We start from the raw sequence: 14,273 nt of genomic DNA, 5'->3' as shown, positions 1-14,273 counted from the left end.
GCGCCATGAAGAAATCGCGCATGACGGGGAAGCTCTCCGCCACACTCGCCGCCCTCGCCCTCACTGCAGGCCTCGGCCTCGCAGGTGGGCCTCCGGCATCCGCCGCATACTGCGGCATCACATGGGGCTCGACGGCGAAGGTCGCCACCTCCACACTCCGTCCGGCTCCCATCACGGACGTCCGTGCGGGCCGGCACGCCTGCTTCGACCGGCTGGTCGTCGATGTGCGGAGGCGTACGGCCGGGTATACCGTCCGGTACGTCGGCGCCTTCACCGGCATCGGGTCCGGTGAGACGATCCCCCTCCGCGGCGGCGCGCGCCTGTCCGTGACGGTGAACGCTCCGGCTTACAACCAGGCCGGGCAGGCCGTCTACCAGCCCGTGGACCCCCGGCGGGTCGTGGACGTCGCGGGCTACACCACGTTCCGCCAGGTCGCGTACGGCGGGAGCCACGAGGGATATACGAGCTTCGGGCTCGGGGTGCGGGCACGCCTTCCCATGCGGGTCTTCGTGGTGCCGGGACCCGGCGCCGGATCGAGGGTGGTGATCGACGTCGCGCACCGCTGGTGAGGATCCCGGCGGTCGCGCCCCCGGGCGCGGGGGCACCTAGGCTTGGTGCATGACCCTCCGCCTGATCCTCGCGTCGAAGTCCCCTGCCCGCACCCGACTCCTCGACGAGGCGGGTATCCGGCACTCGGTGCTCGTCTCCTCCGTGGACGAGCCCGCCGTCGTCGCCTCCTACGGCGACCTCGACGCGCACGACACCTCGCTGCTGCTGGGGCGCGCCAAGGCCGAGGCCGTCGCGGCGCTGGACGAGGCGGACGACGCCCTCGTCCTCGGGTGCGACTCCGTGTTCGAGTTCGACGGCGAGGCGCACGGCAAGCCCTACGAACCCGCGGTGGCGATCGAACGCATCAGCCGCATGCGCGGCCGCTCCGGCGTCCTGCACACGGGCCACTGGCTCGTGGACACGCGGGCCGGCGGATCCGGCGCCACCCTCGGGGCGGTCTCCTCGGCGACCGTCCACTTCGGCGCGATGTCCGACGCCGAGGTCCACGCGTACGTGGCCAGCGGCGAGCCCCTGCACTGCGCCGGATCCTTCACCATCGACGGCCTCGGCGGTGCCTTCATCGAGCGCGTCGACGGCGATCCGCACGCCGTCGTCGGGCTCAGCATCTCCACGCTCCGCGCCCTCCTGCACGCGGCCGGCGTCTCCGTGACGGATCTCTGGGCGCCCGCGGCCGCCTTGTAGGTTCCCTACAAAGGATCGCCGCACAACACTCCCGTTCGGCACGATCCATGGGCGGAAGCCACCAAACCGGGCTAGGCTCCCACGAGAGAAGAAGGAGCCCCACCCCCCATGAGCCAGTCCCCCCTCAGCCCGTCCGCGTCCACCCCCGCGAGCGCCCACGGCGCCGACCCAGGTTCCGCGGAGTACCGCCCGGTGACGAAGGTCCTGGTCGCCAATCGGGGCGAGATCGCCGTCCGGGTCATCCGCGCCGCCCGTGACGAGGGGATCGCGTCCGTCGCGGTGTACGCGGAACCGGACCGTGACGCCCTGCACGTCCGCATGGCCGACGAGGCGTTCGCCCTCGGCGGGGAGACCGCCGCGGAGTCCTACCTGGTGATGGACCGCATCCTGGAGGCCGCGGAGCGCAGCGGCGCCGACGCCATCCACCCCGGCTACGGCTTCCTGTCGGAGAACGCCGAGTTCGCGCAGCGGGTCCTCGACGCCGGCATCACCTGGATCGGCCCTTCCCCCCACTCGATCGCTCAGCTCGGCGACAAGGTCCAGGCACGGCACATCGCGCAGCGCGTCGGCGCGCCGCTGGTCCCGGGCACCAGGGACCCGGTGGAATCGGTGCAGGAGGTCATCGACTTCGCCGCCGAGTTCGGGCTGCCGATCGCGATCAAGGCGGCGTTCGGCGGCGGCGGGCGCGGCATCAAGGTGGTCCGCAGCCACGAGGAGATCCCCGAGCTGTTCGACTCCGCGGTGCGCGAGGCGACGGCGGCCTTCGGTCGCGGTGAGTGTTTCGTGGAGCGCTTCCTCGACGCCCCGCGCCATGTCGAGACCCAGTGCCTCGCGGACGCCCACGGGAACGTCGTCGTGGTCTCCACGCGCGACTGCTCGCTGCAGCGCCGCAACCAGAAGCTCGTTGAGGAAGCACCCGCCCCCTTCCTCACCGCCGGGCAGAACACCCAGCTCTACGAGGCCTCCAAGGCCATCCTGCGCGAGGCCTCGTACCAGGGTGCGGGCACCTGCGAGTTCCTCGTGGGCCAGGACGGCACCATCTCCTTCCTCGAGGTGAACACGCGGCTCCAGGTGGAGCATCCCGTCTCCGAGGAGGTCACCGGCCTCGACCTCGTGCGCGAGCAGTTCCGCATCGCCCGCGGCGAGAAGCTGGGGTACGGGGACCCCGAGGTCCGCGGCCACGCGTTCGAGTTCCGCATCAACGGGGAGGACGCCGGCCGCGGCTTCATGCCCGCCCCCGGCACCGTGCAGACCCTCACCCTCCCCACCGGGCCGGGCATCCGCGTGGACTCCGGCGTCGAGGCCGGTGAGGTGATCGGTGGCAACTTCGACTCCATGCTCGCCAAGCTGATCGTCAGCGGCGCCACCCGCGACCAGGCCCTGCAGCGCGCGCGCCGGGCCCTCAGGGAGATGGTCGTGGAGGGCATGCCGACCGTGCTCCCGTTCCACGCCGCCGTCGTCGAGGACCCCGCGTTCGCCCCGGCCGACGGCCCGTTCTCGGTGCACACGCGCTGGATCGAGACGGAGTTCGCCAACACCATCGAGCCGTGGAAGGGGTCCGTGGAGCCCGCCGCGGACGACGACGCCCGCCAGCGCGTCACCGTGGAGGTGGGCGGGCGCCGCCTCGACGTGGTGCTGCCCGCAGGGTTCGGTACGACGTCGAACGGCAAGCCGGCCGCACCGGCGAAGTCCAAGAAGTCCGCGCGTGCCCGGGCCGGCAAGACGGCCGTCAGCGGCGACGAACTGACCTCTCCCATGCAGGGCACCATCGTGAAGGTCGCGGTGTCCGACGGCGACACGGTGGCCGAGGGCGATCTCATCATGGTGCTCGAGGCCATGAAGATGGAGCAGCCGCTCACGGCGCACAAGTCGGGCACGCTGTCCGGCCTGGCTGCGAAGCCCGGCGACACCGTGTCCGCCGGGTCCGTCCTCGCCACCATCCGCGACTAGCTGTACGACCGGCCGTCCTGTCATGGAATGACTCGGCGCTGATCTCCGTTCTGGAACCGTCGGTAGTTTCCATAAGCCACAAAATGCTACGGAGTTGGTTCGTCATGAAAGCAATCGGAGTCACAGAGTTCGGCGGCCCCGAGGTCCTGACCGTTCAGGATCTTCCCGAACCACATCCCGGTCAGAAGGAAGTACGCATCAGGGTCAGGGCTGCCGCTGTCAGCCCGACCGACACGAACGTGCGCACGGGCGCCTACGACATGAGCCAGTCCGAGCCGCCGTACATGCCCGGGATGGACGCCGCCGGTGTCATCGACGAAGTGGGCGAGGGCAGCACGTGGTCGGTCGGTGACGAGGTCATGGCGATCGCGCTGCCCCTGGGCAGCCACGGCGGCGCCTACGTGGAATACCTCGTGGCGCCGGACGACTCGATCGCCCGGATCCCCGTGAACTCCACGCTCGAAGAAGCCGCCACTCTTCCCATGAACGGCCTGACGGCCGTGCAGATCCTCGAACTCGCCGCCCTGCAGCCCGGGCAGGTCATCGCCGTCACCGGTGGCGCCGGGACGCTGGGCAACTACACGATCCAGCTCGCCAAGCAGCAGGGCCTGGTCGTGATCACGGACGCAGCACCGAAGGATCGTCCCCTGGTGGAGGGTCTCGGAGCCGACCACGTCCTCGAGCGGGGCGCCGACCTCGCGGATCGCATCCGGGAGATCTTCCCGGACGGCGTCGACGCCGTCGCTGACACAGCGCTCCTGCACGACGACGTCGTACCAGCGCTGCGCGATCAGGGGGTCTTCGTCTCGGTCCGGGGCTGGCAGGGCGACCGGCCCACCCGCGGCATCCGTTTCGAAGCGGTGTGGGTGTTCGACGAGTATCTCTCCGCCGCGAAGCTCGACGGCCTGCGGCAGGCAGTGGAGGACGGCATCCTCACGGCGCGGGTGGCGGACACCCTGCCCGCCGAGGACGCCCCCGAAGCACACCGTCGCCTCGAGGCGGGCGGCGTCCGCGGTCGCCTGGTACTGACCTTCTAGGTCGCTCGGGCCGGGAGCGCCGGCCCTCCTGACCCCCACGCGGTGGTCGTGCGCGAGCACGATCATCGCGTGGCTGGGCGGAGACGACCGATATCGAAGGCGATGACACCACCACCACCGATCGGACGGGTGAGCCGATCGTCGGAACCGAAGGGAGCAATTCGGTCTCGGCCTCCTTGAGGTGTTCATCCGTTATTGACTTCTCCCGACTGAGCGAGCACGCTTGGGGTCTCGCCCCGGACCCTGGCAGAGAACCGCTATTGCCGTTCCACCAGGGGAGTCCCATGCCACACGCACACCACGACGAGCCCTACCGCGAGGACACGGCCGCCCGTACGCTTCGTGCGACTGCTGAGGCGCGTGGGTCATGAGCGAGCAGCTGAGGGGAATGCCCTCGTCAGAGTACGGCGGCAATCTGCGGGAACGTGATCTCGCCACGGACCTGGCGGAGCTGGCCCGCGGGCTGCAGCAGGAACCGGACTCGGACGCGATCCTGAGCGGGTTCGTCCACGCGGCCATCGAACTGATCCCGGGGGTCGACGAAGGCTCCGTGAGCCTCGTCCTCGGGCGGAGGAACATCGGAGCCCGCGCCTGCTCCGGGGACCTGCCCGTGCGCATCGACGCGCTGCAGATGGAGACCGGCGAGGGCCCCTGCATGGAAGCCGCGTACGAGCACCGCACGGTGCGGGTCCCGGACATGGCGCACGAGCAGCGGTGGCCGCTCTTCGCCCAGCGCGCCACCGAGGCCGGCGCCAAGGGGATGCTCTCCATCCAGCTGTGGGTCCAGGGCGACGACCTCGGCGCCCTGAACCTCTACTCGTACAAGGCCGACGCCTTCACGGACGAGTCGGAGAACGTGGGCCTGCTCGTCGCCTCCCACGCCGCCGTGGCGTTCGCCGAGGCGGAGAAGACCCGGCAGCTCCACGAGGCCATCGATTCCAGGGACGCCATCGGCCAGGCCAAGGGCATCCTCATGGAACGCCACAGGATCACCGGAGCCCAGGCGTTCATCGTGCTGTCCATGGCCAGCCAGCGCACCCACCTGAAACTCTGGAGCGTCGCCGACTATCTCATCAACAGCGGCGAACTCCCCGACAGGGACACCGCACACTGAGGCGCGCGCTCCGGGACCACTAGCCGTCCTCGTTCCCCCTCCCGCCGTTCCCGGGCGGGCTCTTCTCCCCGCGCTCGGCGGCTTCCCGCGCCTTCTCCTCGGCCTTGCGCTGCTGCTCGGCGGCTTTCTCGGCAGCCTTGCCGCCGCTGTTCCCGCCCGCGCCCTGGCCGGCGGCGTCCTCGCCGCCGTCACCGTCACCGTCGCCGCCCGCATCGTCGCCGTGTCCGACGTCGCTGTCACCGTCGCCGTCTCCGCCGTTGCTGCCTCCGTCTCCGTCTCCGTCGCCTGTGACGTCGTCGTCAGGGTCCGAGCCGTCGGGGACCGTGCCGTCGGGCACCGGCGCGGGAGCGGGCTGCACCGGCGGTGCGTCCACAGGCGCGGGCTGCACCGGCGGTGCATCGACAGGCGCGGGCTGCACCGGCGGTGCATCGACGGGCGCGGGCTGCGCGGGAACACCGTCGGGCACCACCGGCGCTGAAGGATCCGCGGGTTCGTCGGCCGGCGCGTCCGACGCCCCGTCCGACGCCGGCTGCCCCGCATCGAGCGAGGCGATCAGGGCGTCGATGCGCGTACCGATCAGCGCAGCGCGCTCCTCGGTGACGGTGCCGTCGGTCCGGGCACCGTCCACGTCGTTCTTCAACCGCTCGGCCTGGACGATGGCGCCGTCGAGGTCACCCGCGGCGGCCGTCGTGGCGATGGCACGGACCTCGGCCTGGAGGTCCCCGGCCGCGCCGGCGTCGATCGCCTCGTTGCCACAACCCGTGAGGAGCATCGTCGAGCCGATCAGGAGGGGCAGCACCTGCCTGCGGAGGGCCGTCATGGCTGCACGCTGTCGTAGAGTTCCTGCAATTTCTCGCCTGTCTCGCCGGGCACTGCCGGCAGGGGTTCGACCTCGGATCCCGCATCGGGGGCGGTCGTGGTGGTGAAGGCCCACAGGGCGCCTGCCAGAAGCCCGATGACGAGCAGCGTGACCAGCCACGGGAGCACATGCCGACGGCGTCCGGAGGGGCGGGCCGTGGACGTCCGGGTACCGGTGGGCTGCCGGCGCGGCGAGGCCGGACCAGGGCTCTCCGGACGGGCAACAGTCGCCGTCACGCGCCGCGTCCCGGACGATGCGACAGCGGGAGCAGCAGGCTCGACCATCGGGGCGGCTGCCGCTGTGTGGGATGTGGCCGTACCGGCCATCGGGGCGGCTGCCGCCGGAGGCGACGTCACGCTACCGAGCGCCGCGGTGTCCGAGGTCGGCACACCCATCGCCGTGTCCGACGGCGGCGCACCCATGGCGGCCGTGCGCGGAGCGTCGGTTCGCGGAGCGCCGCCGCCGCCCGAAGGCATCGTCGTCGTCCGTGACACTCCCGCAGGCAGCATGACCGTGGTCGCGTTCCCGCCGTCGTGCTGCGGGCCCATGGCCGTCAGGGCCCGGACCACGCGGGCGGCGTCGGGCCGGTCGGCCGGGTCGTCGAGCGTCATGGACACCAGGAGCGCCGACAGTGCGGGGCCGGCAGCATGCGGGATGGACGGGCTGCGGTGCAGGCGCGCCAGGGCGCTCTCGACGCCGGTTCCGGGAAAGGCGCGCTCCCCCGCCAGGGCCTCGATCAGCACGAGCCCGAGGGAGTACATGTCAGAGGGCTGGCCCACGCCGTCGCCCCGTGTCTGTTCGGGGCTGAAGTAGGCGGCGCTGCCGATCACCTGCCCCGTGGCGGTCATCCGGCTGCCGTCGAAGAACCGGGCGATCCCGAAGTCGGTGAGCAGGAAGCGGAAGACGCCGCTGTCGGCATCCGCCTGCCGGGTCAGGACGTTCGAGGGCTTCAGGTCGCGGTGCACGATCCCGCGCCCGTGGATGTACTGGAGCGTCCGGGCCAGATCGAGCGCCAGGAGGCGGACGTCCTCCCTCCCGAGCGGGCCGCCGGAGCGCAGCAGCACGCCCAGGTCCGGTCCGTCGACGAGTTCCATGACCAGATAGGCGTTGTCCCCGGTGTCGTCGCCGCTGTCCATGTCCAGGACGCGGACCAGGCCGGGGTGGTCGAGCCCGGCGAGCATCCGGGCCTCCGCGGACCCCCGTTCGATGCCGTCGGAGATGCCTGGCCGGAAGAGTTTGACGGCCACGTCCCGCTCGAGCCGTGTGTCCCGGGCCGAGAAGACATCCGCCATCCCGCCGGTGCCGACGCGCTCCCCCAGGGCGTACCGCCCTGCCAGTGCCTGCTTCTCCAATGCCACCTGCTTCCACTACCCCGCTGCGCGGCTTCCGGGCGCACACGATCGGCGTACGTCCGGGAATTTGGTAAGCCGACTTTCCATCCAGTGTACGGGGCGGGCGCGATCCGGGGGGAAGCGGTGTCGTCGTGCACGCGGTCGGGCACCGGGGATGCGTGTCGCGCCACGAGATGCCGCGACTCCGGCCCGGGACGCGGCAATGCCGTGCACGACGCCGCGGAATCAGTGCGGACACCACCCGGGAACGACGACGGCGCCGCCCCCGGGCGGGTGCGGCGCCGTCGTTGGGCTAGGAGCCGATCAGGCGACGTTGTTCTCGTAGTCGCGATCCCGGGTCTCCTGCGAGATCCAGAGCGCGATGAAGGTGGCGACGGCGGCCACGCTCAGGTAGGCGCCCACCAGCACGGTGCTTCCGCCCGCGGCCTGCCACAGTGCCACGGCGATGAAGGAGGCAGGTGCGGCGCCGATCATGCTCGACACGTTGTAGGCCACCGCCGAGCCCGTGTAGCGGACGTTGGCGGGGAAGAGCTCGGGCAGCACCGCGGCCATGGGGCCGAAGGTGAGTCCCATGAGGATGAAGCCGATGATCAGCAGCGCCATGGCGCCCACGGTCCCCGCGCCGAACAGGGGAGCCCACAGGAGCCCGAAGACGGCGATGCCCGCGGTGGTCCCGAGGAGCATCTTGCGCCGGCCGAAACGCTCGGCCAGCGGACCGGACACGAGCGTGAAGATGCCGAAGAACACGACGCCGAGGATCAGCATCCAGAGGAAGTCGGTGCGCGCCATGCCCAGGCCGGGCACGAATGCCGCGGCATCCGCGTCGGTGAACACGCGGCCCGCCGCCTCGGCGTTGGCCCGCGCCTGCTCCTCGCTCGACGGCGCGGTCCCGTAGGTCAGGGTGAAGGCGGTCATGAAGTAGAAGAGCACGTAGGTCGCGAACATGATGAACGTACCGAGGATCAGGCTGCGCCAGTGCAGGCGGAAGGTGGTGCCGAGCGGCACCTTCACCACCTTGCCCTCGTTCTGGACCTTCTGGAAGGACGCACTCTCGATGAGCTTGAGCCGCACGTAGAGGCCGATGATCACCATGACCGCGCTCAGCAGGAACGGCACGCGCCAGCCCCAGCTGAGGAACTCCTCCGGGGTGAGGACGGTGCTCAGCAGGACGAACAGCAGGTTGGCCAGGATGAAGCCGATCGGAGCACCGAGCTGGGGGAACGTCCCGTAGATGGCCCGCTTGCCCTCGGGGGCGTTCTCGGTGGCCAGCAGGGCCGCGCCGCTCCACTCGCCACCGAGCGCAAGGCCCTGGAGGAAGCGCAGCACCACGAGCAGCAGCGGGGCCAGGAACACCCAGCCGTCGTTCGTCGCCGCCGGCAGCAGGCCGATCAGGAAGGTCGCGATGCCCATCGTGAGCAGCGAGGCCACGAGGGTGGCCTTGCGCCCGATCTTGTCGCCGAAGTGGCCGAAGACGATGGACCCGAGCGGCCGGGCGACGAACGCGACGCCGAACACGGCGAAGGAGCTGAGCAGCTGGTTCGCGGAGGTCTGGTTCGGGAAGAACAGGGCCGGGAACACCAGCACGGCGGCCGTGGCATAGATGTAGAAGTCGTAGAACTCGACCGTTGTTCCGATGAGGCTGGCGAAGATCACCCTGCCCCGGGAGTTCAACGGCTTGGTGGTTCCGCCGGCACTGGCGGACGTAGGGGAGGTCATTGGCGTCGGCTTTCTTGAAACGAGGCGCCGCCGCGGGGGCCCGAGGCCACCGCAGCACGGCGTCCGTGCAACAGATGAATGCCAATATCTGACCACCGGCGTCCATCAGGTGGATAAGCCTGTCCAGCATCTGGACACCGGGAACCCGGTGCCGGGCTCAGATGTGCACGTGCAGGCGGCGTGCCGCCTCGGAGATGGAGCCGGTCAGCGACGGATACACGGTGAACGTGTTGGCGACGTCGTCCACGTGCAGCTTCTTCGTCACCGCGAGCGCCAGCGGGAAGATGAGCTCGGACGCACGGGGGCCGACCACGACTCCCCCGATCACCGTGCCGGAGCCCTTGCGGGAGATCACCTTCACGAAACCGTCTTTGACGTTCATCATCTTGGCCCGCGCGTTGGTGTGCAGGGAGAGCTTGACGATGTCCCCCTGGTACCGCCCGGACTCGATGTCCTCCTCCGTCACGCCGACGGTGGCGATCTCCGGGGAGGTGAAGATGTTCGAGGCGACCTGCTTGAGCTTGATGGGGCTCACGGAATCGCCCATGAGGTGGGCGATGGCGATCCGCCCCTGCATCGCCGCCACCGAGGCGAGCGCGAAGACGCCGGTGCAGTCGCCGGCGGCATACACGTTGGGCGCGGTGGTGCGGGAGACGCCGTCCACCGTGATGTGCCCGGACTCGCTGACAGCGACCCCGGCGTCCTCGAGGCCGATCCCGACGGTGTTGGGGACGGCGCCGACCGCGACGAGGCAGTGGCTGCCCTCCACGGTCCGGCCGTCCGCCAGGCGCACGACGACGCCGCCGTCCGTGCGGTCCACCGCCTCGGCGCGGGACTTCGACAGGACGGTCATGCCGCGGTCCTTGAACACGCCCTCGAGGACCTCGGCGGCGTCGGCGTCCTCGCCCGGCAGCACGCGGTCGCGGCTGGAGACCAGGGTGACCTTGGAGCCCAGCCCGTTGTAGGCGCTGGCGAACTCCGCCCCGGTGACGCCCGAGCCGACGACGATCAGGTGGTCCGGGATCTCCCGGAGGTTGTAGAGCTGCGTCCAGTTGAAGATGCGTTCGCCGTCGGGCATGGCGCTCGGCAGCTCGCGCGGCGTGGCGCCGACCGCGAGGAGCACGGCGTCGGCCTCGACGATGCTCGTCTCTCCCCCGGACCGGACCTCGAGGCGGTGGTTGTCGAGCAGCTTGCCCGTGCCGATGATGACTTGTACGCCGAGGCGTTCCAGGGTGGCGCGGATGTCGGAGGACTGCTCGACGGCGAGCTTCAGGAGGCGCTGGTTGACCTTGTCCAGGTCCGCATAGACCTTGCTGTCCTCGGAGAACCGGACCCCGAGCCCGCTCGCGTCCGTGAAGCGCGTCATGGTGTCTGCCGTCGCGATGAGGGTCTTGGACGGCACGACGTCCGTGAGGACCGCCGACCCGCCGAGGCCCTGGCGCTCCACGATGGTCACCTTCGCACCGAGCGACGCCGCGACCAGCGCCGCTTCGTAGCCGCCGGGTCCCCCGCCCAGGATCGCCAGGCGTAATGAACTGAAATCGAGTTGGTTGGTCACCGACCCATCATCGCGCATGCCACTGACGCGCGGGAAATAGAGGGTAGGTTGTAGCGGTGACTTCTGATCCCTTTGACCTGGCCCGCGACGCTGCCGGCCACATCGCCCGCGCCACCGGCATCGACCGGCATGACACCGCACTCGTCCTCGGCTCCGGCTGGGGGGAGGCCGCCGAGCTCATCGGCGAGACCACGCACACCCTCGACGCCGCGGACATCCCCGGCTTCTCGGCCCCCGCCGTCGTCGGCCACACCGGCACCATCCGCTCCGTCCTCACGCCCGCGGGTAAGCGCGCGCTGGTCCTGGGGGCCCGCACCCACTTCTACGAGGGCAAGGGCGTGCGGGCCGTGGTGCACGGCGTCCGCACCGCGGCCGCGACGGGCGCGACGACGATGATCCTCACCAACGGGTGCGGCGGCCTGCGGGAGCACTGGCAGCCCGGCACCCCCGTGCTGATCAGCGACCACATCAACCTCACGGCGTCCTCGCCGCTCGAGGGCGCCACGTTCGTGGACCTCACGGACCTCTACTCCCCGCGCCTGCGCGAACTCGCCCGCCGCGTGGACCCCACGCTCGAGGAGGGCGTGTACGCGCAGTTCACGGGACCCCACTACGAGACGCCTGCCGAGGTCCAGTACGCCAGGCGCATCGGCGCCGACCTCGTGGGCATGTCCACGGCACTCGAGGCCATCGCGGCCCGGCACGCCGGCATGGAGGTCTTCGGCCTGTCACTCGTGACGAACCTCGCGGCCGGGATCAGCCCCGTCCCGCTCAGCCACACCGAGGTCCTCGAGACCGGCCAGGCGGCGGGACCGCGCATCTCCCGCCTGCTCGCCGACATCGTCGCCACGCTCTAGCCGCACCCCGGCCCGGCGCCGCCGTCCACGGCGGCATCGGCGCCGCTCCCCCGCCGCCCACCCACGTAAGGGACCCGCATGACCACCTCCGCCCTGGACACCCTCCTCGCCGCCGCCGACGCCTGGGCGGCCACCGACCCGGATCCACGGACGGCGGAGGAGCTCAGGACCCTGGCCGGGCAGGTGCGCTCCGGTGACACCGCCGCGGAGCTGGAGCTGCAGGACAGCTTCTCGGGTCCGCTCCTGTTCGGCACGGCAGGGCTGCGCGCAGCCCTCGGGGCGGGCCCCAACCGCATGAACCGCGTGGTGGTCCGCCGGGCCGCCGCGGGGGTCGCCGCCCACGCGCTGGACCTCGCGGCCGGCGCCTACGCACCGCGCGCCGTCGTCGGGTTCGATGCCCGGCACAACTCCCGCATCTTCGCCGAGGAGACCGCGGCCATCCTCACCGCCGCCGGGATCCAGACGTTCCTCATGCCCCGCGAACTGCCGACGCCGGTACTCGCCTACGCCATCCGCGCCCTCGCGTGCGAGGTGGGCATCATGGTCACCGCGAGCCACAACCCGCCGCAGGACAACGGGTACAAGGTCTACCTCGGCGGGCGCGCCGTCGAGGAGGACGCCCGCGGCGTCCAGATCGTGGCCCCGCACGACGCCGGGATCGCCGCCCACATCGACGCCGTCCGGGACATCCCGCTCGCGGCGTCCGGCTGGACGGTCCTGCCGGAGGCCATCGAGACCGACTACGTGGCCTCCGTCGCGGCCCTCGCCGACCCCCACCTGACGGACCGCGACCTGAAGATCGTCCTGACGCCCCTGCACGGGGTGGGCGGACGGACCGCGCAGGCGGTGCTGGCGGCCGCCGGGTTCGACGACGTCACCGTCGTCGCACGCCAGGCCGAACCGGACCCCGACTTCCCCACCGTCGCGTTCCCCAATCCGGAGGAACCCGGTGCCCTGGACCTCGCCCTCGAGACCGCGGCGCAGGTCGGCGCGGACCTCGTGATCGCCAACGACCCCGACGCCGACCGCGTGGCCCTCGCGGCCCGCGAACCCTCCACCGGCGCGTGGCGCATGCTGCGCGGCGACGAGGTGGGCACACTGCTCGGCCTGCACCTCGCGGCCCGCCTCGCGACGGGCAGCTCCGTCTCCGAGGCTGCCGCCGCCCCGCGGACCGCGGTCTTCGCGAACTCGATCGTCTCCTCCCGCCTGCTCGGCAGGATCGCCGCGGCCTCGGGTATCGACCACGAGCAGACGCTGACCGGCTTCAAGTGGATCGCCCGCGTCCACGACCTCTCCTTCGGGTACGAGGAGGCCCTCGGCTACTGCGTGGCCCCGGAGCTGGTGCGGGACAAGGACGGCATCTCCGCCGGTCTGCTGCTCGCCGAACTCGCCGCCGCGACGAAGGCCGCAGGCCGCACCCTCTTCGACCTGCTCGACGACGCCTTCCTGGTGCACGGCCTGCACGCCGCGGACCAGCTCTCGGTCCGCGTGGACAGCCTCGACCTGCTCGGCGCCATGATGGGCCGGCTCCGGGAGACCCCGCCGTCGTCCTTCGCCGGCTCCCCCGTGGCCGTCGCCGAGGACCTCGCGGAGGGCTCCGCGCACCTCCCGCCCACCGACGGGCTCCGCTACCTCACGCAGGACCGGACGCGGATCATCATCCGGCCCAGCGGCACGGAGCCGAAACTGAAGTGCTACCTCGAGGTGGTGGAGCCGGTCGGGTCCGCCGCCGGGCTCGATGAGGCGAAGGAGTCCGCCCGCGTGCGCCTCGAGGCGGTCAAGCGCGACGTCGCCGGGGCCCTCGGCCTCTGACACTGCCCTCTCGACGGCGGGCACGGCGGGCACGGGGGCACGAGGGGCACCGACATGGAAAGATGGGGAGCATGCCTAACGACGTATCCCTCGCCTCCTACATCGACCACACCCTCCTGAAGCCCGAGGCCAGCCGTGAGCAGATCCTCACGGTCTGCCGCGAGGCGGTCGAGTACTCGTTCAAGTCCGTCTGCGTGAACCCCGTCTGGGTCAGCACCGTGCGCACGGCGGTGAAGGACACCGGTGTCCTCACCTGCTCCGTCATCGGGTTCCCCCTCGGCGCCACCACCACCGAGGTCAAGGTCTTCGAGGCCCAGGGCGCGGTGGCCGACGGCGCCGACGAGATCGACATGGTCGTCGACATCGCGGCCGCGCGCGCCGGGGACCGCGCACTCCTCGTCCGGGACATCCTCGCCGTCGCCGATGCCGTCCACGAGCACGGCGCCATCCTCAAGGTCATCATCGAGACCTCCCTGCTCACGGACGAGCAGAAGGTCCTCGCCTGCGAGGCGGCCGTCGAGGCGGGCGCGGACTTCGTCAAGACGTCCACCGGCTTCAACGGCGGCGGCGCCACCGTCGAGGACGTCGCCCTCATGCGGAAGACCGTGGGTCCGGACCTCGGCGTGAAGGCCTCGGGCGGGGTGCGGTCCCTCGAGGACGCACGCGCGATGATCGACGCGGGGGCCACGCGTATCGGGGCGAGCTCCGGAGTCGCTATCGTTAAGGGTGAACAGGGCGCGGCAGGCTACTGACCACCAGGAGCCCCG

At 71.2% G+C, this 14,273-nt stretch carries 12 protein-coding genes; 8 read left to right on the top strand and 4 right to left on the bottom strand.

Going from position 1 to position 14,273, the window contains the following annotated elements; genetic code table 11:
* Positions 1–20: 20 nt before the first annotated feature.
* The 5 genes from MWM45_RS05180 (at position 21) to MWM45_RS05160 (ending at position 5,352) form a co-directional block, all read left to right on the top strand.
* Positions 21–569 (top strand): AMIN-like domain-containing (lipo)protein, encoded by a 549-nt coding sequence (locus MWM45_RS05180; RefSeq protein ID WP_247828531.1) that lies wholly within the window; start codon positions 21–23, stop codon positions 567–569.
* 49 nt (positions 570–618) lie between these two features.
* Positions 619–1,251 carry a Maf family protein gene (locus tag MWM45_RS05175; protein WP_247828530.1) on the top strand — a complete coding sequence of 211 codons (633 nt, stop codon included), beginning with the start codon at positions 619–621 and terminating at the stop codon, positions 1,249–1,251.
* Between the two features lie 108 nt (positions 1,252–1,359).
* The gene (locus tag MWM45_RS05170) at positions 1,360–3,201 is read left to right on the top strand and encodes an acetyl/propionyl/methylcrotonyl-CoA carboxylase subunit alpha (protein WP_247828529.1); all 1,842 of its coding nucleotides are present in this window, start codon (positions 1,360–1,362) and stop codon (positions 3,199–3,201) included.
* Between the two features lie 104 nt (positions 3,202–3,305).
* On the top strand, positions 3,306–4,238 hold the full coding sequence (locus MWM45_RS05165; protein WP_247828528.1) for an NADP-dependent oxidoreductase: 933 nt from the start codon (positions 3,306–3,308) through the stop codon (positions 4,236–4,238).
* Positions 4,239–4,605: 367 nt separating this feature from the next.
* A complete protein-coding gene (locus tag MWM45_RS05160; protein ID WP_247828527.1) occupies positions 4,606–5,352 on the top strand; it encodes a GAF and ANTAR domain-containing protein in 747 nt (248 codons plus the stop codon).
* Between the two features lie 19 nt (positions 5,353–5,371).
* Here MWM45_RS05160 and MWM45_RS05155 read toward each other — a convergent pair whose 3' ends face one another.
* The 4 genes from MWM45_RS05155 to MWM45_RS05140 form a co-directional block, all read right to left on the bottom strand.
* On the bottom strand, positions 5,372–6,172 hold the full coding sequence (locus tag MWM45_RS05155; protein ID WP_247828526.1) for a hypothetical protein: 801 nt from the start codon (positions 6,170–6,172) through the stop codon (positions 5,372–5,374).
* On the bottom strand, positions 6,169–7,569 hold the full coding sequence (locus MWM45_RS05150; protein WP_247828525.1) for a serine/threonine-protein kinase: 1,401 nt from the start codon (positions 7,567–7,569) through the stop codon (positions 6,169–6,171). Before MWM45_RS05150 ends, MWM45_RS05155 begins: the two co-directional genes overlap by 4 nt.
* 297 nt (positions 7,570–7,866) lie before the next feature.
* Positions 7,867–9,279, bottom strand: a complete 1,413-nt coding sequence (locus MWM45_RS05145) for an MFS transporter (RefSeq protein WP_247828524.1) — start codon at positions 9,277–9,279, stop codon at positions 7,867–7,869.
* 157 nt (positions 9,280–9,436) lie between these two features.
* Entirely contained in the window at positions 9,437–10,837 is a 1,401-nt protein-coding gene (locus MWM45_RS05140; protein ID WP_247828523.1) for an NAD(P)H-quinone dehydrogenase, read from the bottom strand.
* 56 nt (positions 10,838–10,893) lie between these two features.
* On the opposite strand from MWM45_RS05140, the gene MWM45_RS05135 reads away from it, so the two are divergent.
* The 3 genes from MWM45_RS05135 to deoC all read left to right on the top strand — a co-directional run bounded on the left by MWM45_RS05135 (position 10,894) and on the right by deoC (position 14,258).
* Complete coding sequence (locus MWM45_RS05135; protein WP_247828522.1) at positions 10,894–11,694, top strand: purine-nucleoside phosphorylase; 801 nt, start codon at positions 10,894–10,896, stop codon at positions 11,692–11,694.
* Positions 11,695–11,772: 78 nt separating this feature from the next.
* A complete protein-coding gene (locus MWM45_RS05130) occupies positions 11,773–13,506 on the top strand; it encodes a phospho-sugar mutase (RefSeq protein ID WP_247828521.1) in 1,734 nt (577 codons plus the stop codon).
* Positions 13,507–13,577: 71 nt separating this feature from the next.
* A complete protein-coding gene (deoC, locus tag MWM45_RS05125; RefSeq protein WP_336296692.1) occupies positions 13,578–14,258 on the top strand; it encodes a deoxyribose-phosphate aldolase in 681 nt (226 codons plus the stop codon).
* Positions 14,259–14,273 lie beyond the last annotated feature (15 nt).

Source organism: Arthrobacter antioxidans (genome assembly GCF_023100725.1).
Taxonomy (GTDB): Bacteria; Actinomycetota; Actinomycetes; order Actinomycetales; family Micrococcaceae; genus Arthrobacter_D; species Arthrobacter_D antioxidans.
The sequence above is the reverse complement of the archived record's forward strand: the minus strand, read 5'-3'. Positions and strand labels throughout refer to the sequence as shown.